The organism is Curtobacterium sp. UNCCL20 (genome assembly GCF_900101675.1).
Classification (GTDB): Bacteria; Actinomycetota; Actinomycetes; order Actinomycetales; family Microbacteriaceae; genus Curtobacterium.
The window spans coordinates 398,492-417,602 of sequence record NZ_FNKG01000001.1; the positions used below are offsets into that span (position 1 = coordinate 398,492).

The window sequence follows — 19,111 nt, forward strand, 5'->3', positions numbered from 1 at the left end:
TCAGTCCTCCGGTGCGAGTTCGACGTCTTCGGGGAGCCCGAACGTGTGGCGGAGCGCACTCCGGGCAGCGTGCCACCCGGCCATGCCGTGCACACCGGGGCCGGGAGCGGATGCCTCGGAGCACAGGTACATGCCGCCGCCCATCCGCCACGGGTCCGAGGACAGCACGGGACGCTTCACGAGCTGCCAGAAGCTCGCGGCCCCCGCGGCGATGTCCCCGCCGACGTAGTTCGGGTTGTACTGGCCCATCTCGACCGCGGTCCGGCTGCTCGACTGCAGGATCGTGTCCCGGAAACCGGGTGCGAACCGTTCGATCTGGCGGGTGACGGCCTCGGTCTGGTCGATGTCCGAGCCGGCGGGCACGTGCGCGTACGCCCAGAAGACGTGCTTGCCCTTCGGGGCACGGCTCGGGTCGACGACCGTCGGCTCGGACCCGAGGACGTACGGGCGCTCGGCATGCTGCCCGCGAGCGACCGCCCCCTCGGCCGCGGCGATCTCCTCCCGCGTCCCGCCGATGTGCACGGTGCCGGCCTTCCGGAGCGCCTCGTTCGTCCACGGCACCGGATCGGACAGCGCGAAGTCGACCTTCGAGGCCGCGTTGCCGAACCGGAAGCGCCGGAGGGCTCCGCGTCGGGGTGTGGGGATCTGCTTCCCGGCGATCTGGAGCATCCCGGGCACGCTCGTGTCGAACAGGACCGCCTTCGCCGGGGTGAGGTCGGCGAGCGAGCGGATCTCCCGTCCGGTCTCGATCCGGCCGCCGTGTGCCACGAGATCGGCAGCGAGCGCATCGACGATCGCCTGGCTCCCGCCGATCGGCACCGGCCACCCACGGCCGTGCGCGTAGGCGCCGAGGGAGAGCGCCGCTGCCGCCGTGGCGAGCGACGGCACGTGCTGGATCGAGTGCGCGGCGACGCCGGTCAGCATCGCCGGGGCGACGTCACCGCGGAAGCGCAGGTTCCAGGCGCTCGTGCCCTGCTCGAGCGCGCGGAGGCCGAACCGCAGGACGGTCAACGGGTGTCGCGGAAGGTGCAACAGGGCATCGGTGGCGAAGTCGGCGACCTGGTCGGCGTTCGCGGACAGTGGGCGCATCAGCTGCCGGAAGGCGGGGCCGTCGATCCCGAGCTCGTCGGCGGTGCGGGCGAGGTCGCGGTAGGCGATGCCCGCGCGCCCGCCGTCGAGCGGGTGGCCGTACTGCACCTCGGGCAGCCGGAGCTCGATGCGGTCCTCCATCCGGAAGCGTCGGAAGAACTCGGACTGCAGCGCCATCGGGTGCACGGCGGAGCAGACGTCGTGCAGGAAGCCGGGCAGGGTGAGGGGCGACGTGCGTGCACCGCCGCCGATCGTCTCGCCGCGTTCGACGACCTCGACCGACAGCCCGGCGCGTGCGAGCGTCACCGCTGCGGCGAGTCCGTTCGGTCCGGCCCCGACGACCACCGCATCCACCATGCCCCCGAGCCTAGGGATCCACGACTGCGCGTGGTCTCGGTCAGATGACCGAAGCCCCGGTCTCGACAGCAGCGCGCTTCCGGAGGAGCACCTGGTCGATGCGATGTGCACCGTCGATGAGCGCCGCCGCCTGGGGATCGATGAACCCTGCGATCGCGATGATGTCATCGCGGATCAGTTCGAGCGGCGCCGTGTGGATCGGCTCGTGGTGCGCAAGTCGATTCCGGACGCGCCGAACGTCGTCGAGCCTCCGGTGGAGCTGCTTCCGCCGGACATGCCCGAGTCCGGGGAAGGCATGGACGACGCGCGGCTGCCAGATCGACGTTTCGTAGCTCCACAGCGGATCGCGCGGGACGCCAGCGTCGGTCAGCCCGACCCACAGTCCGAGGCTCGTCGCCGCGACGACCCGGTCGGGAGCAGGATATGGGTCACCCCGGTCTCGGAGGGTTCGGATGGCGGCGTCGATGGCCCGGCGTTCACGGACGAGCAGGCGGACTGCGGGTTCGTTCCACCAGTCGTCACGGCGCCCGTGCCTGAGCGCATCGTGCACGGCGTTCCGCAGGAAGACCTCGAGGCACCCGACGGGCCCCCAGAACGCCGTCGTGAGTTCGATGTTCCATGCGTACAGGCGCACGGCGAGGTCACTCCGGCCCGCGTACCGCTGCTGGTAGCGCTCGAACCGAGGGGCGCTGACGAGGCGGGGAAGCGACGGCAGCGTGGCTGGGTCGATCATGAACACCCCCAGAGCACGCACGCCGGAAAAACAGTTGCCCCAGGAGTCCGGCTGAGCCGAATGGTCCTGGGGCGTTACATGATCAGCCTACCGAGCTGGCACTGGTATCTCAAGTACCAGCGTCAAGCCCGCGACGCGTCCGGATCCGCCGGGTCCGACCCGTCGTCCCCGGCGTCCGCAGCGTCCGGCTCGTCCGCGTCGGCCGGCATGGGGGACCCGACTGGGTGCTCGGCCAGCAGCGCCGCGAAGTCCTCGTCGAGCATCTGCTGCACCCGGTCGTCACGTCCGACCTCGTAGTCCTCGGCCGGACGCTGCGCCCAGCCGAGCCGTCCGACGACGGTGGTGCCGATGTCGTCCCAGGCGCGTGCGCGGGCCTGGAGGACGATCCCGTCCACGAACCCCTGGTCCTCCCGCCGCTTGTCGAGCATGGTGGCGAGCTGCTCGTACGTGGCCTCACGCGTGCGGAGCTTGAGGTCGTCGCCACGCCGGTAGTCGTGCTGGTGCCGCGAACGCCCCTTCTGCTTGCTCGACTTCGACCGGATGTCGCGCATCCGTTCGGCGTCGCCACGCTGCTCTTCGGCCATGCGGTGGAGTTCCTCGCGAGCGGCCTCAGCGACGAGGGCGTGGTCGAAGTACCCCTGGTCACGCAGGGCGTTGGTGATGATGCGGTTCGCCACGGCGATGGTGACGGCGGCCTTCGCGATGAGGAACCCCTCGTCGACAGCGCGCTTCAGTTCGACCTGGCTGACGGGTCGGTCGCGCACGTCCTGCTTGCTGCGTCGTCCGAACAAGGCCATGCCACGAGGGTACCGGCGTCCGGTGACCACGCGCCCACCGGAGCGGCCGAGCCCGGGTCCGTCGGCACCGCGCGTCCGTCGACAGGAGGACGCGGATCACGCCCTGGAGGGACGACGCACCCCCGACGGGTCCGTACCGTCGTGTACATGGTCACGTACTCGGAATCCCCCCGCACCGGACTCGGGACGGCGAGCCTCGTCCTCGGGATCTGCTCCCTGCTCGCCGGGTGGACGTTCGTCGCGCCCGTGGTCGGCCTCTGCCTCGGCATCGCCTCGCGGAGCCGGGAGCCGCTCGCCCGGGGCCGCGCCGGATGGGGGATCTTCCTCAACCTCGTCGCGCTGGCGGTGTGGGTCCTGCTGCTCGTGCTGCTGGTCGTGGGCGGTGCCTTCGCGGTCTGGCAGGGGGCCACGCAGGGGTCCTGACCGCCCGCTTCAGAAGACCAGACCGTAGACGGCGACGTCGACCCGCACCGGCCCGAGCGGCATCGCGCTCCGCAGGGTCCCCTCGTCCGTGAAGCCGAGCCGTTCGGCGAGTCCACGACTCCGCGCGTTGTCCACCGCCGTCCGGAGCTCGACCCGTGCCGCGCCCCGCGCCCGGGCGGCCCCGATGAGGACGGTGGCTGCGCGGCGGACGGCTCCACGTCCCTCCAGGCCCGCGTCCACCCAGTAGCCGAGTGATGCCTGCCCGAGGTAGGGGTCGAAGGCGAGTGAGGCGGCGCCGACGATGCGGTCGTCCAAGCGGATGACGCAGGGGAGCGCACGGTCCATCGCGTACTGGCCGAGCAGGTGCTCGGTGTGCAGGACCGCGTCCTCCAGGGTCTGTGGTCGCCAGGCCCAGGGTTCGGCGGCCCGCAGCCGGTCGAGGTTCGCCAGCACCAGCTCGTGCAGGGGCCGGACGGTGGACAGGTCCCGCAGCGTCAGCGTGTACCCGTCCCCGAGGTCCCGCCCGAACGCCGCCACGGACCCGACCCTATGCACGCCGAACGCCCCCGTCCGCTGTGGACGGGGGCGTTCGCGCGAACGGGATCACGGCCGGCAGCGCGACCGGTCCGGCTACTCGTACCGCAGCGCCTCGATCGGGTTCTGCCGGGCCGCCCGACGTGCGGGCAGCGTCCCGGCGAGGAACGCGATGAACATCACCACGAGGATGATCGTGATGACCGAGGACGGCGCGAACTGCATGATCTGCAGGCCCGGCAGGTCCTTCAGCACGGTGCCGGCCAGGACGTTCGAGATCCCGGTGCCGAGCAGGATCGCCACCCCGGCGCCGATCGCACTGCCGAGGAAGCCGATGAACACGGCCTCGAGCGAGAACAGCGTGTAGACCTTGCCGCCGCCCATGCCCATCGCCTTCATCAGACCGATCTCGCGGGTGCGCTCCTGCACGCTCATGAGCAGGGTGTTGATGATGCCGAACCCGGCGGCGATGAGCGCGATCACCGCGAAGGCGTTGAGGACGCCGACGATGCCGCTGATGACGGTCTGGAACTGGCCGAGCTGGTCCTGGATCGTCTGGCCCGTGTAGCCGTCCTTCGACAGGGCGCTCTTGACGGTCGAGGCCGAGGCGCCGTCGCTGAGCGTGCCCGTGGCGCTGGCGTACGAGGTGGCGATCGAGGCGGGCTTGCCGGTCTCCTGCGCCGTCTGCATGGCGTCGGTGAGCGCCGCGTTCGCGCCCGCACCCCCGCCGAACAGGGACTCGTTCTGCACGCCGGCCACCGTGGCGGTCAGGGTGTGCTCCTTGCCCTGGTAGTCGTCGACGGCGAGCGTGAGCTCCTTGCCGACGGCCGACTTCGCACTGCCGAGCCCGAGGTTCTTCAGGTAGTTCGTCGGCAGCAGCACCTGGTTGCCGGCGGAGGACGAGTCGTCCAGCTGCTTGCCCGCGGCCAGGTCGGCGTCGAGTTCACCGGCGTTCGCGGCGACGTCGACGACGTACTTGCCCTCGCTGCCGTACTCGACCCACTTCGTGCTGAGGGCCACGGCCGGTCGGACGTCCTTGATCCCGGAGACGTCCTTGATCTTGTCGACGTCGGACTGGGACAGGTAGGCGAAGGACGCCGGGCCGCGGTTGACGCTCTGGCTGGACTCGTCGGGGTCGTACTTCGCCGGACCGCTGTCGGTCGAGGACTCGACGGTCTTCGTGATCGTCAGGGATCCGGTGTCGCCGATGGAGGCGACCTGGGTGTCGATGTAGTTCGAGACGCCCGTGCCGATGGCCGAGGTCAGCGTGATCGTGAACGCGCCGATGAAGATCGCGATGACGGTGAGGGTGGTGCGGAGCTTCGACCGGAAGGTGTTCGCCACCGCGGTCCGGAGCAGGTCGACGAAGTTCATGCGGAGTGCCTTCCGTGTGCGGCAGCGTCGCCGGGGGCTTCCGCGGACGTGTCGACGATGAGCCCGTCGCGGACGTTCACGCGCCGGTCGCACCGCTCGGCGAGTTCCTCGTCGTGGGTGACCACGACGAGCGTGATCCCGCGCTCGCGCTGCAGCCCGAACAGCAGGTCCTCGACCACCTCACCGGTGTTCGTGTCGAGGTTGCCGGTGGGCTCGTCGGCGAAGATGACGCTGGGCTCCCCGACGAGCGCGCGGGCGATGACCACGCGCTGCTTCTGCCCGCCGGACAGGTCGTTCGCGTCGTTCTTCGCCTTGTCGGCCAAGCCGAGGGCGTCGAGGGCAGCCATGCCCCGGCGCTTCCGCTCGGCACCGGTGACGCCGGCGATCTTCAGCGGCAGCACGACGTTGTCGAGCACGGACGTCTTCGGCGTGAGGAAGAACTGCTGGAACACGAAGCCGAAGGTGCTGTTCCGCGTGCGGTTCACCTGCTTCGCGCTGAGCGTCGCCGCGTCGGTGCCGTCGAGGAGGATCTGCCCCGACGACGGCTTGTCGAGCAGGGCGAGCAGGTGCATCAGGGTGGACTTGCCGGAGCCGGACTTGCCGACGATCGCGAGGCTCTCGCCCTGGTTCACCTGCAGGGACACCCCCTTGAGCGCGTCGAACCGCGTTGCGCCGCGGCCGTAGGTCCTCGCGAGGCCACGAGCCTCGAGCACGGGAGTGGTCATGCGCCAACCGTACTGTCCGCTGCACGACTGCAAGTTTGCGTTTGCTGTAAGAGCTGTGACGTTCGGGTTACAGTCAGCCCATGCACGACACCGCGCCCGCCTCCGAGATGGGCCTCCGCGACCGCAAGCGCATCGAGACCCGGCACCGCATCGCCGAGGCTGCACGGTCACTCGCGCTCGAACAGGACATCGACCACACCACGATCGAGCAGATCGCCGCGCGTGCCGAGGTGTCCCCGCGGACGTTCTTCAACTACTTCGAGAGCAAGGAGGACGCGGTCCTCGGGCACACGGAGCTCGACCTCACCCCGGAGGCGCTCGACGCGCACCTGGCGGCCGTCGCGGGGGAGCCGGCAGCGCAGGCCGTGGTCGACCTGTCGTTCCTGGTGTTCGGTGCCTCGTTCGGCGACGAGCACGAGCGGCTCGCCCGGAAGGAGGTCATCGTGCGCTTCCCGCAGCTGATGCGGCGGCAGGTGTCCCGGATGACGACGGTCGCCGAGGCGATGACCGGCGCGGTGCGCACGATCCTCGAGCGGGACCCGGCCTGGGGGCCGGAGGCGGCGACGCCGCAGGCGGCGGAGATGCTGCTCGGCATGTGCATGACCGGACTCCGCAGTTCGGCCCGGCAGGACGGGACCGACCCGGAGGCCCTCCGCGCGCAGGTGGTCGCGACGATCCGCGACACCGCGGCCCGGATCACGGCCCGGTGACGGACTGGAGGCGCGGTGCCAGCCGACACCGCGCCTCCAGTCCGACGTGTCCCCACGTCGAGAGCCGACACGGATCCTGCGGACCGTCGCGGCTCGTGATGACCGTCAGGGCTTCGTGATGAAGCCCTCCTTGACCATCCAGTCGAAGGCGACGTCCGCCGGCTCCCGGCCCTCGACGTCCACCTGCTTGTTCAGCTCCTGCAGCACCGGATCGGTGAGCTTCGGCGAGATCTGGTCGTAGATCCCCTTGAGCTGCGGGTACTCCCGCAGGGTCGCCGAGTCGAGCACGGGCGCGACGTTGTAGGCCGGGAAGAAGCCCTTGTCGTCGTCCAGCACGGTCAGGCCGAGCGACTTGATGCGGCCGTCCGTGGTGAACACCTCACCGAAGTTGCACTTGCCGCGGTCGGTGGCCGTGTAGACCGTTCCGGTGTCGAGGATGCTGACGTTGCCGCTCGGGACGCCGTTCGGACCCGAACTGCCGAGCTCGAGGCCGTACTTCTTGAGCATCGGCTTGAAGCCGTCGGCACGCGAGTTGAACTCCGACTCCACGCAGAACGTGCGCTGGTCGACCGGCAGCTTGGTGATGTCGGAGAGTGTCTTGACGTCCCCGAGTTCCTTGACGGCCTCGTTGCGGACGGCGAACGCGTAGGTGTTGTTCATCGGCGCGGGCCGGAGCCAGGTGAGCCCGTTGCCGGCGTCCTCCTTGCGCACCGCCTGCCACTGCTCGGTCTTGTCCGGGATGCCCTCGGTGTGGCCCATGTAGGTGAGCCACGCGGTGCCGGTGTACTCGTACGTCATGTCCGCGTCGTGGCTCGTCATGAGCTCGCGGACGGCGACACTGCCCGGCACGTTCGTCTCGTCCGTGACGTCGAACCCGGCGGCCTTCGCTGCGAGCACCGCGATCTTGCCGAGGACGAGCTGCTCGGTGAAGTTCTTCGAGGTGACGGTGATGTGCGCGCCGTCGGGCAGGTCGTCGATCGTGCGGATCGATCCGGGGCCGGCGGCGGGGACGAACGACGTCGCGGGCTGCAGACCGCAGCCGGCGAGCACGAGGGCGGTGGCCCCGGCGACGACGACGGCGGCACCGCGACGGACGGCACGAGCGCGGCGGGCGCTGCCGGTGGTACGGGTGCGGCTGGCGCTGCGGGTGCTGCGGCGGGTCATCGGAGTCCCTTCGGTCGTGCGACGGTCTCGACCACGCGGCCGATCCAGTCGATGGACAGGGCGAGGAGCGCCACGAGCAGCGCCCCGGCGACGAGCACCTTCGGCAGGAACAGGTTCACGCCGGTGGTGATGAGGAGGCCGAGGCCACCCGCCCCGACGAACGTCGCCAGGCTGGCGGTGCCGACGAGCAGCACGAGCGCGGTCCGGATGCCCGAGAGCATCACCGGCACGGCCAGTGGCAGCTCCACCCGCATCAGGACGCTGAACGCGCTCATGCCCATGCCCCGACCGGCCTCCACGAGCCGCGAGTCGACGCTCTGCACGCCGATCATCGTGTTCCGGAGCACCGGCAGGATCGCGTACAGCACCAGGGCGACGACGGCCGACCACGAGTTGAGGCCGAGCCACGCCGCCAGCAGCACGATGAGGCCGACCGCCGGGGCGGCCTGCCCGAAGTTCGCCACGGCGAGGACGTAGACGCTCGCCCGCCGGAGCGGCCCGCGGGTGAGCAGGATGCCGAGCGGGATGCCGATCACGAGCACCAGGACCGTCGCCTCGAGCGTCAGGACCAGGTGCTGCCCGGTGAGCGCGAGGATGTCGCTCGGGTTGAGCGTCGTCCGTTCGGTCGGGGTGAGGTCCGCGGTCGCCAGCCAGATCGCGAACCCGGCGAGCACCACGAGGATGGCGATCGGTTGGATCAGCAGTCCCTTCCAGGAGGTGCTGGCACCGGTGGCGGGACCGGCGGCGACTGCGCTCACAGTTCCTCCCCGGTGGGCATCGACACCGGCGACGACGGCAGCGTCTCGATCGGGTTCGTGTTCGTGCCGACCGGCGTGTACGCCTGGTCGGACGCGGCCTCGGCACGCGACCGCGTGATCGCCTCCATCACCGTCTCGACCGTGATGACCCCGCGGAACGCGTCACGGCGACCCGTGACCAGCGCGGCACCGGCACTCGACACGAGCATCGTGTCGAGCGCGTCGTTCAGGGTCGCGGCCTCACCGACGACGGGCAGGTCGGGGTCGACACCGTCCGGGATGCGGGTGAGACGCTCGAGCTGCCGGCGCGACGGCCAGCCGGTGGGGCGCTGCCGCTGGTCGACGACGACGGCGTGCTGGTGCCCACCGGCCTCGTTCATCCGCTGCAGGACGGCCGTGACCTCCTCGCCGGGAGAGCAGGTCACCGCGGAGACGACCTCGACGTCGCGCACCCGGTTCAGCGTGAGCTGCTTGAGGCCCGCGCCGGACCCGATGAAGTTCTCGACGAACTCGTTCGCCGGCTCGGCCAGGATCCGCTCCGGGGTGTCGTACTGCACGATGTGCGCACCCTCGGTGAAGATCACGATCCAGTCGCCGAGCTTGACGGCCTCGTCGAAGTCGTGCGTGACGATGACGATCGTCTTGTGCAGCTCCTCCTGGATCCGGAGGAGCTCGTCCTGCAGCCGCTGCCGGGTGATCGGGTCGACCGCGCCGAAGGGCTCGTCCATGAGCAGGACGGGCGGGTCCGCGGCGAGCGCCCGGGCGACGCCGACGCGCTGCTGCTGGCCGCCGGAGAGCTCGCGGGGGAAGCGGTCGCGGTAGGTGTCCGGGTCGAGCGAGACCAGGTCGAGCAGTTCGTCGACGCGCGCGGCGATCTTGTCCTTCGACCAGCCGAGCATCTTCGGGACGATCGCGATGTTCGCCGCGACGGTCATGTGCGGGAAGAGCCCGCCGGCCTGGATGACGTAGCCCATCCGGCGGCGCAGCTCGTCGCCGTCGATGCCGGTCACGTCGTCGTCACCGACCACGATGCGCCCCTGGGTGGGCTCGATCAGGCGGTTGATCATCTTCAGCGTGGTCGTCTTGCCGCAGCCCGAGGGGCCGACGAGCATGACGATCTTGCCGGCCGGGATCTCGAGCGTGATGCCGTCCACCGCGGGCTTCGTCTGCCCGGGGTACCGCTTGGTGACCTCGTCGAGCAGGATGCTGCGGCCGGTGACGTCCCCGTCGGGGGCGGTGGTGGTGGCGGAGTCAGTGCTGGACACGGATACCTCTCGAGATGGTCAGGCGGCCGAGGCCGATGAGGAGCAGGTCGAGGACGAGGGCGAGGAGGACGACTCCGATCACCCCGACCAGGACGGAGGAGAGGGCGTTCGCGCCGCCGAGGCGGGAGAGCCCGGAGAAGATGAAGCCGCCGAGCCCGGGGCCGAGCGCGTAGGCGGCGATCGCGGCGATGCCCATCACCATCTGCGCGGACACCCGGACCCCGCTGAGGATGATCGGCCACGCCATCGGCAGCTCGATCTGCACGAGCGTGCGGAGGCGGCTCATGCCGATGCCCCGCGCCGACTCGACCACCGTCGGTGAGATCTCGGCGAGGCCGACGACCGCGTTCCGGAGGATCGGCAGCGTCGCGAAGAACACGACGGTCACGACGGACGGCACGACGCCGAACCCGAGCGGGACGATGAGCAGACCGATGACCGCGAAGGACGGCAGCGTCAGGCCGATGGCCGACACCCCGTTCGCGACCGAGGTCAGCCGCGGACTGCGGTAGACGAGTGTGGCGAGCACCACGGCGATGACGGTGGCGAGGACGACGCACTGGACGACCAGTGAGAAGTGCTGCCACGACGAGAACCAGATCTGGTCCCATCGCTCCACGACGTACTGGAACACGGGTGAGCGCTTCCCTCCGGTCGGCCGAAGTACCCACGGATCGGGGCACAAGTGCCTTCGAACCTACGCAGGTCGAGCGTTCCCGCTCGTCGGCCGAGCCCCGTGCACACCCCGCTCAGCTGTGTCCGCGGAACGCGGAACCCCTGGTCAGGAGGGTGGTGAACCCCGCTGCCTGGGAGATCGGTAACGATCCCGAGCGACCTTCGGCTATGACTGCAGGTCGCGGAGTCCCGACCGCTCGGCGATGTCCACGAGCTGCTCACGCCACTCGATCCACTCCTCGGGGGTCTTCTCGGCGAGGTTGCCGTCGCCGTCACCGGCGAGCCCGTCGAGCATCTCGCGCACGATGTCGGCGTGGCCCGCGTGCCGCGCGGTCTCGTACGCCATGTGCACGAGGATCCGGTGGAGCGTCACGTCACGGTGCCCCTCCGGCCACCACGGCACGACGCCGCGGGCGTCGAGGTCGAGCGCCTCGATCGTGGCGTCGCTGTGCGCGGCGCTGCGGTGGTGGAACGCGACGACGTCGTCCAGGGTCTCGTCGGCGGTCGCGTACATGTCCTCGCCGTCGTCGGCCTCGAGCCACCCGGGCGGGTCCGGCAGCGGACGCCCGAAGACGTCGCCGAAGTACGTCACCTGCACGCCGGCGACGTGCTTCACGAGCCCGAGCACGTTCGTCCCGGTGGGCGTCACCGGCCACCGGGCCTGTCGCTCCGCCAACCCGTCGAGCTTGCCGAGCAGCGCCGCCCGGGTCTTCTGCAGGTACCGGTGCAGCGTCTGCTTGACGAGGGCGCTGTCCGTAGTCGGCACCGCTCCCTCGTCGGACAGCAGGGATCCGCCGACGGCAGCGAGGGACGGGGAGGCCGGTGCGGGGTGGACCTCGGGGACCGGGTCTGCGGTGCTCATGCCCTCGATCGTGCCACCGCTCGCTCACGGACGCGCTCCGCCTCGTGCACGGCGACGCGTTCCGCCGTGAGGAGGAGCCCGGCGACCTCGCCCGAGTTCCGGGTCGGCGCGTCGTTCCAGCTCGTCAGGTCACGGACCCGGCCCATCCGGATGTCCGGTGCCGGGCACCAGAGGACCGGCTGGCCCTCGTCGACCGCGAGCGCGTGCCACACCAGGTCGAGGGCCCGCTGCACCTGCTGGGAGTGCACGGCGTGCGGGCCACCGGCGGCGGAGACGACCGAGCCGACCAGGCAGGCTGCGACGAGCGGTCGGCCCTGTACGTCCATCGCCGCGGCGCTGGACGCCTTCCGCATCCGGCCGTGCTCGTCGATGTACGCGAACCAGGCGTGCTGGATCCACCCCCGTTCGATGACGCTGCGGGCGCCGGAGAGCAGGCGTTCCAGGTCGCTCAGCTCCTGGAGGCGGGCATCGACCCGGCGGACGCGTGCGGCTTCGCGGCGCGCGCCGATCCGGTCGAGGAGCCCGCGGATGCCGGTGCGGGTCGGGGCGGACGGGACGGGAGAGGCGTCGGTGGCGACGTCGTGCTGGACGCGGAACTCGAGGGTCATGACGGCCCCTCCGATCTTCACGTGCACGGATTGGTGCGGTCACGATAGCCCCGGCCGGAGTCAGCCGTCCAGCACTTGTTGTACCGCCCTGCTCGCCGCCGCACGGAACGTGCGGTCGTCGGACAGGGACAGGGCCGACGCGATCGAGACCGCCCAGCCGCGCGCACGCTCCCACGTGTCGTCGTCGGGCGCGACCCGCGTCCGGAAGACGCGCCGTCCGTCGTGGTCGAGCGTCAGCCAGGCGGTCGCGAGGTCGACGGCCGGGTCGCCCGCCGTCACGTCGCCGAAGTCGACGACCGCCGCCAGTCGCGGACCACCGTCGGGTCCGGTGTCGAAGAGGACGTTGAAGGGGTGCAGGTCGCCGTGCACCCAGACGGGAGGCCCGGTGTACGCGGGCACGGCGGCTGCGGCCCGCCAGACTGCCGCCAGTTCTCGGGCCCGGGGCACGTCCGGCGAGTCCAGCCGTGCGAGCACCGCGTCGCTGCGGGTCGCGAGCGGCACGGCCCGCACGGGGTTCACCGGGGCGTCCGCCGGGGCCGGGACGTGCAGCAGGCCGACGAACGCGGCGAGCGCCTCGCCCACGTGCACGCCGCCGACCCGTTCCCCTGCGGGCGTGCCGGGCAGCCAGCGCACGACGCTCCAGGACCACGGGTAGTCCCCGGCAGGTCGCCCGATGCGGATCGGATCGGGGACGGGCACGATCGGTGCGACGCGGCGAGCGATCTCCGGCAACCACCGCTGCTCGTGCTCGATGAGCGTCGCCGCCGCTGCACGTCGGGGGAGCCGGACGGCCAGCAGGTCTCCGAGCCGGAGGATGACGTTGTCCCATCCGTTCGCGACGACCTCGAGCGGGAGGCCCGCCAGGTCGGGGTGCTGGTCCTCGAGCAGGGCGCGGACGAGCGGCACGTCGACGTGGACCTCGGCGGCGGGGGTGGCCATCAGGTCAGGCCGCCGAGGACGTACCGTGAACTGGGGCCGATGGTGAAACCGACTGCCCGGTATCCTGTGGATGAGCAGTGACGTGGGTGCCGATGGGGGGACCCGCGTCGCTCGGGAGCGGCGCGATGACCCCCACCAGCCGTGGGATCTCCGGACGCATCCGCTCCGTGACGATCGCCGCGAGCAGCACCGTCCAGAGCTCGCGCAGCCGCTCGTAGAGGTCGACCCGGCCGGTAAGGACGTCGGACACCGTCTGCACGCCCGTGTAGGCCGGGATCACGACCCGCCCGATCAGCTCCGGGTCCCACTCCGGGTCGACCTCGCCGGCGTCCACGGCTCGACGCATGATGTCCGCCGTGACGTGCATCCAGTCGGTGTAGGGGTCCTGCCGGGCGACGTCCGCGGTGGCCGCCTCGGTCGACAGCCGGATGCCCGCACTCACCACGACCTCGTGGATCATCTGGGACGCGAGGCCCTGTGACATCCACATCATCGCCTCGAGCGGCGACGATGCACGGGCAGCCGCGGCCTCGCCGTACTGCCGGGAGACCTCGTGCTGCCGGGCGATCACCGCGGCGGCGAGGTCCGCCTTCGACGTGAAGTGGAAGTACAGCGCGCCCTTGGTCAGGCCGGCCCGCTCGGCCACGGCGTCCATCGACGTCCCGAGGTAGCCGCGCAGGTCGAACTCGCCCGCTGCCGCGTCGATGATCGCGGCTCGCGTGGCGACCGCCCGCTGCTGTCGCGTGCCACCGTCCTGCGCCATGATCTGACGATCGTAGCGATGCGGCGTCCTCCCTGCTGGGCTGTCGTACCGTTCCGGGCATGGACGTATGGCGGAACCCCGCACGCTGGGCCCGGACGGGGCGGCGGCTGCTGCTGCCGATCGCCGTGCTCGACTGGGTGGCGCTGGCACCGCAGACGATCGTCGTGCTGGCGTTCCTCATCGCCGTGCTCGGGCTCGCCGGCATCGCAGCTGCCCTCGTCGCGCACATGCTCCGGCGCTCCCGCGGAGCCATGGCAGGACTCGGCATCGTGCTGCTGCTCGGTGGCCTCGTCGTGTTCGGGCTCGACCCGTTCCCGGGCTCGTTCCCGCTCATCGACCCCTGGTGGCCGGACTCCATCACGCAGCCGCAGGTCGTCGGCAGCGCCTACTGGCAGCTCGCCGGACTCGGCGTCGAACTGGCCGGGGTCGGGATGCTCGCCACCCTGCTCGTCGTCTCCCTCACCTCGCGCCCCGCCCGCGGCTGAAGCTGGCGAGACGGGCAGACGGGCAGACGGGCAGACGGGCAGACGGGCCGGTGCCGTCAGCGCCGGGTCAGGACCACGAGCGTGCCGCCCGTGGTCGAGGGCCGGACGTGGTCGACGAGCGCGCGACCGCCGCGGGTCGTGCGGGCGAGTTCGACCAGGGCGTCGAGGCCGCCGACACCGGCCAGCACCCCGTCGGTGCAGAGCACGACAACGTCACCCGGCGCGAGCTCGAGGGAGCCCGGGGTCCGCGGCGTGGTCGCGGGCTGGAGCCCGATCGGCAGGTCGGCCGACCGCAGGACCGCGGCACCGCCGTCGGCACGGACGACGACGGCGAGTCCGTGGCCGGCGTCTCCCCACACGACGTGACCCGACGCGGGATCGAGCCGCAGGTGGAAGAGCGAGCCGACGGTGTCCGCAGCCGACAGGTCGGCGGCGACCTGCGCCTCCAGGCCGACGATCGCGGTGTCCATCGGGACGTCGGTCCGCGCGATGACCGCGGACCGGACCGCTGCGGCGAGGAGCGCCGCGGCGCCGCCGGAGGCCGCGACGGATCCCACCGTGACGTGCAGCCGACCGTCGGCGGCGACGCGCCAGTCGGCCAGGTCACCGGTGTCGTCGCGCGGCACCGACAGGGTGTCGAGGTCGTAGCCCGGTACGTCGACGGGCGCCGGGACGAGCCCGTCGACCACCCGACGGACCCGGTCACGCTCGAGCGAGTACCCGAGTTCGCGCTCCGCCCAGTGCGCCAGGTCCTGCAGCAGGCCGACGTCCGCGGCGGACATCTCCCGCGGCGCGGCGTCGAGGATGCAGAGCGTGCCCACCCGGGTGCCGTCGTGCATCGACAACGGTGCGCCCGCGTAGAAGCGGATGCCCTGCTCGATCACGGCGGGCATGTTCGCGAACCGCGGGTCGAGCCGCACGTCCGGGACGACGAGCGGCTCGTCGGACAGCACCGTCGTCGAGCACATGACCTGCTCGGCCGGCGCACTCGCTCCCTGATGCCACCCCTGCGCGGACTGCGCCGTCGCGAGGCCGTCGTGCAGCAGGTTGAGGAAGGTCAGCGGGACGCCGAACGCCTCCTGGGTCATGCGGGTGATGCGGTCGAACCGCTCCTCCGGGCCGTTGCCGAGGACGTCGAGCGCCTCGACCACGGCCGTCCGGTGGAGTGCGTCGTGGAGCTGGGTCACCCGACCTGTCTACCCGTCCCGTCCGCCAGGAACCAGTCCCGCGGGTGGGGGTCAGCGGTCAGCTCGCGTCGTGCGGACACGGGCGCGGCCCACTGTGCGGCGTTCGAGAGCACCCGCTGGATGTCCGGGTGGTGGTACACCGGGTACTCCTGGTCGCCGGGCGAGAAGTAGAACACCCGGCCGAGTCCACGGCGGTAGGCGACGCCCGAACGGAACACCTCGCCGCCGGCGAACGTCGAGAGGAACACTTCTTCGTCGGGGCGCGGGATGTCGAAGTACTCGCCGTACATCTCCTGACGTTCGATGACGATGGGGTGCGGCACCCCGGCGGCGATCGGGTGCTCGGGCGCGACCGTCCAGACGAGTTCGCGCTCGCCGTCGTTCCGCCACTTCAGCGAGCACGTGGTGCCCATCAGGCGCTTGAACGGCTTCGAGTAGTGCCCGGAGTGCAGCACCACCAGGCCCATCCCGGCGTGCACGGCGTCCACGACGCGGGTGACGACCTCGTCGGACACCTCGTCGTGGGCGGCGTGCCCCCACCAGAAGAGGACGTCGGTGGTGGCCAGGCGCCCCGCGGTGAGGCCGTGCTCGGGCTCCTGCAAGGTCGCGGTGGAGACCTCGGCGCCGGGCTGGAGCTCGCGGAGCGCTGCGGCGATCACGGTGTGCATGCCGTCCGGGTAGTGCCCGACGACCACCGCGTCGCCGCGGGTCTCGTGCACGTTCTCGTTCCAGACGACGATGTTCAGGGGACGGGGATCGGTCGACGTCGACATGTCCACGACGCTACTCGCCACCGGCGTCGAATCGATACGACCCGCGGTGTGTGTCGAACCACGGACCCGGCCGCGTCGTGAGCCGGCCTGTCGGCCTTCTCCCGGGACGGATCCGTCACCATGTCCGGATGACTCCCCGCTCGCTCTTCCGTGCCGCCGCGGTCGCCGAACTCGTGACCTGGACCCTGCTGATCGCCGGGATGGTGCTGAAGTACGGCCTCCACGCCGGCGATTGGGGCGTGCGGATCGGCGGCGGGGTGCACGGCTTCGTGTTCCTGGCGTACCTCGTCGTCACGACGGTCGTCGCGGTGAACCAGCGGTGGTCCGTGGGTGCACTGCTGCTCGGCTGGGCGAGCGCGATCGTGCCGTACGCGACGGTGCCCTTCGAGGTCGCGGTGGCCCGACGGGGGATGCTCGAGGGGCCGTGGCGTCGCTCGCCGGACATCGGCGTGCAGCCCGGGTTCTGGGATCGCCTGCTCTTCTTCGTGGTGCGCCGGCCGGCGGTGTCCGCGGGGATCGGCGTCGTGGCCGTCGTCCTCGTGTTCTCCGCGCTGCTCGTGGTCGGGCCGCCGGTCCCGTCCCGCGGCTGACGGCTCGGGGACGGGACCACCGACGGACTGGAGGCGCGGTGCCAGCCGGCACCGCGCCTCCGGTCGTTCGTCAGTCGCCTACAGGGCCGCGAGGATCCCGTTCAGCGTCGCGGACGGGCGCATCACGGCGCTCGTCTTGGCGTCGTCGGGACGGTAGTAGCCGCCGATGTCCGCCGGGTGCCCCTGCACCGCGACGAGCTCGTCGACGATCTTCTGCTCCTGCGCACTGAGCGAACCCGCGATCTCCGCGAACGCCGCTGCGAGCTCGGCGTCCTCGGTCTGCGACGCGAGCTCCTCGGCCCAGTACTTCGCCAGGAAGAAGTGGCTGCCGCGGTTGTCGATCGTGCCGAGCTTGCGGCCCGGGGACTTGTCCTGCTCGAGGAAGGTGCCGGTCGCGCGGTCGAGCGTCTCGCCGAGGATCCGGGCCCGGGCGTTCCCGGTGACGCCGGCGAGGTGCTCGAGACTGACCGCCAGCGCGAGGAACTCGCCGAGGCTGTCCCAGCGCAGGTAGTTCTGCTGCACGAGCTGCTGCACGTGCTTCGGCGCCGAACCACCGGCCCCGGTCTCGAACAGGCCGCCACCGCCGAGCAGCGGGACGACGGAGAGCATCTTCGCCGAGGTGCCGAGCTCCATGATCGGGAACAGGTCGGTGAGGTAGTCACGGAGGACGTTGCCCGTGACCGAGATGGTGTCCTCGCCGCGGCGGATGCGCTCGAGCGAGAACGCCATCGCGTCTTCCGGGGACATGATCTCGATCTGCAGGCCCTCGGTGTCGTGCTCCCCGAGGTACGTGCGGACGAGGCCGATGAGGTTGGCGTCGTGGGCGCGCGTCTCGTCGAGCCAGAACACCGCCGGGGTCGACGATGCGCGGGCACGGGTCACCGCGAGCTTCACCCAGTCACGGATGGCGACGTCCTTCGTCTGGCAGGCGCGCCAGATGTCACCGGCCTCGACGTCGTGCTCGATGACGGTCTCACCGCCGCTCGTGACCACGCGCACCGTCCCGGCGCCGGGGACCTCGAAGGTCTTGTCGTGCGATCCGTACTCCTCGGCCTTCTGCGCCATCAGGCCGACGTTCGGCACGGAGCCCATCGTCGCCGGGTCGAACGCGCCGTTCGCGCGGCAGTCGTCGATGACGGTCTGGTAGATGCCGGCGTAGCTGGAGTCCGGGATGACCGCGAGGGTGTCGTGCTCGTCGCCGTCCGGGCCCCACATGTGGCCGGAGGTGCGGATCATCGCCGGCATCGACGCGTCGACGATGACGTCGCTCGGGACGTGCAGGTTGGTGATGCCCTTGTCGGAGTCGACCATCGCGAGCTCGGGGCCGGCGTCGATGCCGTCCATGAACGCCTGCTTGATCGCCGCGCCGTTCGGCACCGAGTCGAGCCCGTCGAGGATCGAGCCGAGGCCGTCGTTCGGGGTGAGCCCGGCGGCGGCGAGGTCCGCACCGAAGCGCTCGAAGACGGTGGGGAAGAAGGCACGGATGACGTGGCCGAAGATGATCGGGTCGGAGACCTTCATCATCGTCGCCTTGAGGTGCACCGAGAACAGGACGTCCTCGTCCTGGGCGCGCTTGATCTGGTCCTTCAGGAACGCCTCGAGCGCGGCGACGTGCAGCACGGTGCCGTCGATGACCTCGCCGGCCAGGACGGGGATCGACTGCTTCAGGACGGTCGTCTCGCCGTCGGTGCCGACGAACTCGATCGTCAGGACGTCGTCGGCCGGGGCGATCCACGACCGCTCGTTCGAGCGGAAGTCGTCGACGCCCATGGTCGCGACGTTCGTCTTCGAGTCGTGGCTCCAGGAGCCCATGCGGTGCGGGTGGTTCCGGGCGTAGTTCTTCACCGAGAGCGGCGCGCGACGGTCGGAGTTGCCCTCGCGGAGGACCGGGTTCACAGCGCTGCCCATCGTGCGCGAGTACCGGGCGCGGGTGTCGCGCTCCTCGTCCGTCCCCGGCTCGTCGGGGTAGTCCGGCAGGTCGTAGCCCTGCGACTGGAGTTCCTTGATCGCGGCCTTCAGCTGCGGGATCGACGCCGAGATGTTCGGCAGCTTGATGATGTTCGCCTCGGGGGTCTTCGCGAGGTCGCCGAGCTCGGCGAGGGCGTCGTCGAGGCGCTGCTCGGCGGTGAGCCGCTCGGGGAACTGGGCGATGATCCGGCCGGAGAGCGAGATGTCGCGGGTCTCGACGTCGACACCCGCGGTGCCGGCGAAGGCCTGGATGACCGGGAGGAAGGAGTGGGTGGCGAGGAACGGCGCCTCGTCCGTGAGGGTGTAGATGATCTTGGCCATGCTGGCGGGTA

Annotated in this window: 21 protein-coding genes; 4 read left to right on the plus strand and 17 right to left on the minus strand. The window is 71.0% G+C overall.

The window, feature by feature from the left end; translation table 11 throughout:
- From BLT36_RS01930 to BLT36_RS01940, 3 genes are all read right to left on the minus strand, one after another.
- On the minus strand, positions 1-1,446 hold the full coding sequence (locus BLT36_RS01930) for a phytoene desaturase family protein (protein WP_092091452.1): 1,446 nt from the start codon (positions 1,444-1,446) through the stop codon (positions 1-3).
- A 40-nt stretch (positions 1,447-1,486) separates the two neighbouring features.
- Positions 1,487-2,179 carry a hypothetical protein gene (locus BLT36_RS01935; RefSeq protein ID WP_092094222.1) on the minus strand — a complete coding sequence of 231 codons (693 nt, stop codon included), beginning with the start codon at positions 2,177-2,179 and terminating at the stop codon, positions 1,487-1,489.
- Positions 2,180-2,301: 122 nt separating this feature from the next.
- A complete protein-coding gene (locus BLT36_RS01940; protein ID WP_092091454.1) occupies positions 2,302-2,976 on the minus strand; it encodes a hypothetical protein in 675 nt (224 codons plus the stop codon).
- A gap of 147 nt (positions 2,977-3,123) precedes the next feature.
- On the opposite strand from BLT36_RS01940, the gene BLT36_RS01945 reads away from it, so the two are divergent.
- Entirely contained in the window at positions 3,124-3,399 is a 276-nt protein-coding gene (locus BLT36_RS01945) for a hypothetical protein (protein WP_092094224.1), read from the plus strand.
- A gap of 9 nt (positions 3,400-3,408) precedes the next feature.
- Here BLT36_RS01945 and BLT36_RS01950 read toward each other — a convergent pair whose 3' ends face one another.
- From BLT36_RS01950 to BLT36_RS01960, 3 genes are all read right to left on the minus strand, one after another.
- On the minus strand, positions 3,409-3,936 hold the full coding sequence (locus tag BLT36_RS01950) for a GNAT family N-acetyltransferase (protein ID WP_175529439.1): 528 nt from the start codon (positions 3,934-3,936) through the stop codon (positions 3,409-3,411).
- Positions 3,937-4,029: 93 nt separating this feature from the next.
- Positions 4,030-5,307: an ABC transporter permease gene (locus BLT36_RS01955; protein ID WP_092091457.1), complete on the minus strand. Its 1,278-nt coding sequence runs from the start codon at positions 5,305-5,307 to the stop codon at positions 4,030-4,032.
- Positions 5,304-6,032: an ABC transporter ATP-binding protein gene (locus BLT36_RS01960; protein ID WP_092091459.1), complete on the minus strand. Its 729-nt coding sequence runs from the start codon at positions 6,030-6,032 to the stop codon at positions 5,304-5,306. Before BLT36_RS01960 ends, BLT36_RS01955 begins: the two co-directional genes overlap by 4 nt.
- 80 nt (positions 6,033-6,112) lie before the next feature.
- On the opposite strand from BLT36_RS01960, the gene BLT36_RS19100 reads away from it, so the two are divergent.
- Positions 6,113-6,742 (plus strand): TetR/AcrR family transcriptional regulator, encoded by a 630-nt coding sequence (locus tag BLT36_RS19100; protein ID WP_092091461.1) that lies wholly within the window; start codon positions 6,113-6,115, stop codon positions 6,740-6,742.
- A 105-nt stretch (positions 6,743-6,847) separates the two neighbouring features.
- Here the strand turns inward: BLT36_RS19100 and BLT36_RS01970 are convergent, their stop codons facing one another.
- The 8 genes from BLT36_RS01970 to BLT36_RS02005 form a co-directional block, all read right to left on the minus strand.
- Positions 6,848-7,906 carry a glycine betaine ABC transporter substrate-binding protein gene (locus BLT36_RS01970; protein WP_092091462.1) on the minus strand — a complete coding sequence of 353 codons (1,059 nt, stop codon included), beginning with the start codon at positions 7,904-7,906 and terminating at the stop codon, positions 6,848-6,850.
- Complete coding sequence (locus BLT36_RS01975) at positions 7,903-8,664, minus strand: ABC transporter permease (RefSeq protein ID WP_092091464.1); 762 nt, start codon at positions 8,662-8,664, stop codon at positions 7,903-7,905. The genes BLT36_RS01970 and BLT36_RS01975 overlap by 4 nt, the downstream gene beginning before the upstream one ends.
- A complete protein-coding gene (locus tag BLT36_RS01980) occupies positions 8,661-9,929 on the minus strand; it encodes an ABC transporter ATP-binding protein (protein ID WP_092091466.1) in 1,269 nt (422 codons plus the stop codon). The genes BLT36_RS01975 and BLT36_RS01980 overlap by 4 nt, the downstream gene beginning before the upstream one ends.
- Positions 9,916-10,563, minus strand: a complete 648-nt coding sequence (locus BLT36_RS01985; RefSeq protein ID WP_092091468.1) for an ABC transporter permease — start codon at positions 10,561-10,563, stop codon at positions 9,916-9,918. Before BLT36_RS01985 ends, BLT36_RS01980 begins: the two co-directional genes overlap by 14 nt.
- A 207-nt stretch (positions 10,564-10,770) precedes the next feature.
- Complete coding sequence (locus tag BLT36_RS01990) at positions 10,771-11,466, minus strand: DinB family protein (protein WP_092091470.1); 696 nt, start codon at positions 11,464-11,466, stop codon at positions 10,771-10,773.
- Positions 11,463-12,074: a DUF6197 family protein gene (locus BLT36_RS01995; protein WP_139166316.1), complete on the minus strand. Its 612-nt coding sequence runs from the start codon at positions 12,072-12,074 to the stop codon at positions 11,463-11,465. Before BLT36_RS01995 ends, BLT36_RS01990 begins: the two co-directional genes overlap by 4 nt.
- 60 nt (positions 12,075-12,134) lie before the next feature.
- The gene (locus BLT36_RS02000; protein ID WP_175529440.1) at positions 12,135-13,013 is read right to left on the minus strand and encodes an aminoglycoside phosphotransferase family protein; all 879 of its coding nucleotides are present in this window, start codon (positions 13,011-13,013) and stop codon (positions 12,135-12,137) included.
- 4 nt (positions 13,014-13,017) lie between these two features.
- Complete coding sequence (locus tag BLT36_RS02005; protein WP_092091477.1) at positions 13,018-13,776, minus strand: ScbR family autoregulator-binding transcription factor; 759 nt, start codon at positions 13,774-13,776, stop codon at positions 13,018-13,020.
- Between the two features lie 59 nt (positions 13,777-13,835).
- On the opposite strand from BLT36_RS02005, the gene BLT36_RS02010 reads away from it, so the two are divergent.
- Positions 13,836-14,261 carry a hypothetical protein gene (locus BLT36_RS02010; RefSeq protein ID WP_092091479.1) on the plus strand — a complete coding sequence of 142 codons (426 nt, stop codon included), beginning with the start codon at positions 13,836-13,838 and terminating at the stop codon, positions 14,259-14,261.
- Positions 14,262-14,317: 56 nt separating this feature from the next.
- Here BLT36_RS02010 and BLT36_RS02015 read toward each other — a convergent pair whose 3' ends face one another.
- Both BLT36_RS02015 and BLT36_RS02020 read right to left on the minus strand, forming a co-directional pair.
- Entirely contained in the window at positions 14,318-15,448 is a 1,131-nt protein-coding gene (locus BLT36_RS02015) for a PP2C family protein-serine/threonine phosphatase (protein ID WP_092091481.1), read from the minus strand.
- Positions 15,445-16,221, minus strand: coding sequence for a ThuA domain-containing protein (locus BLT36_RS02020; RefSeq protein WP_254787279.1), 777 nt, complete (start codon positions 16,219-16,221; stop codon positions 15,445-15,447). The genes BLT36_RS02015 and BLT36_RS02020 overlap by 4 nt, the downstream gene beginning before the upstream one ends.
- Positions 16,222-16,349: 128 nt before the next feature.
- Here BLT36_RS02020 and BLT36_RS02025 point away from each other — a divergent pair, with 128 nt between their 5' ends.
- Positions 16,350-16,811: a DUF3817 domain-containing protein gene (locus BLT36_RS02025; RefSeq protein WP_092091483.1), complete on the plus strand. Its 462-nt coding sequence runs from the start codon at positions 16,350-16,352 to the stop codon at positions 16,809-16,811.
- Between the two features lie 78 nt (positions 16,812-16,889).
- On the opposite strand, the gene BLT36_RS02030 is transcribed toward BLT36_RS02025, so the two are convergent.
- Entirely contained in the window at positions 16,890-19,100 is a 2,211-nt protein-coding gene (locus tag BLT36_RS02030; RefSeq protein WP_092091485.1) for an NADP-dependent isocitrate dehydrogenase, read from the minus strand.
- Positions 19,101-19,111 lie beyond the last annotated feature (11 nt).

Coding starts and splice junctions, on each gene's coding strand:
- BLT36_RS01930 (WP_092091452.1), bottom strand. CDS start 1,446: ATGGTGGATGCGGTGGTCGTCGGGGCCGGACCGAACGGACTCGCCGCA.
- BLT36_RS01935 (WP_092094222.1), bottom strand. CDS start 2,179: ATGATCGACCCAGCCACGCTGCCGTCGCTTCCCCGCCTCGTCAGCGCC.
- BLT36_RS01940 (WP_092091454.1), bottom strand. CDS start 2,976: ATGGCCTTGTTCGGACGACGCAGCAAGCAGGACGTGCGCGACCGACCC.
- BLT36_RS01945 (WP_092094224.1), top strand. CDS start 3,124: ATGGTCACGTACTCGGAATCCCCCCGCACCGGACTCGGGACGGCGAGC.
- BLT36_RS01955 (WP_092091457.1), bottom strand. CDS start 5,307: ATGAACTTCGTCGACCTGCTCCGGACCGCGGTGGCGAACACCTTCCGG.
- BLT36_RS01960 (WP_092091459.1), bottom strand. CDS start 6,032: ATGACCACTCCCGTGCTCGAGGCTCGTGGCCTCGCGAGGACCTACGGC.
- BLT36_RS19100 (WP_092091461.1), top strand. CDS start 6,113: ATGCACGACACCGCGCCCGCCTCCGAGATGGGCCTCCGCGACCGCAAG.
- BLT36_RS01970 (WP_092091462.1), bottom strand. CDS start 7,906: ATGACCCGCCGCAGCACCCGCAGCGCCAGCCGCACCCGTACCACCGGC.
- BLT36_RS01990 (WP_092091470.1), bottom strand. CDS start 11,466: ATGAGCACCGCAGACCCGGTCCCCGAGGTCCACCCCGCACCGGCCTCC.
- BLT36_RS01995 (WP_139166316.1), bottom strand. CDS start 12,074: ATGACCCTCGAGTTCCGCGTCCAGCACGACGTCGCCACCGACGCCTCT.
- BLT36_RS02000 (WP_175529440.1), bottom strand. CDS start 13,013: ATGGCCACCCCCGCCGCCGAGGTCCACGTCGACGTGCCGCTCGTCCGC.
- BLT36_RS02005 (WP_092091477.1), bottom strand. CDS start 13,776: ATGGCGCAGGACGGTGGCACGCGACAGCAGCGGGCGGTCGCCACGCGA.
- BLT36_RS02010 (WP_092091479.1), top strand. CDS start 13,836: ATGGACGTATGGCGGAACCCCGCACGCTGGGCCCGGACGGGGCGGCGG.
- BLT36_RS02020 (WP_254787279.1), bottom strand. CDS start 16,221: ATGTCGACGTCGACCGATCCCCGTCCCCTGAACATCGTCGTCTGGAAC.
- BLT36_RS02025 (WP_092091483.1), top strand. CDS start 16,350: ATGACTCCCCGCTCGCTCTTCCGTGCCGCCGCGGTCGCCGAACTCGTG.
- BLT36_RS02030 (WP_092091485.1), bottom strand. CDS start 19,100: ATGGCCAAGATCATCTACACCCTCACGGACGAGGCGCCGTTCCTCGCC.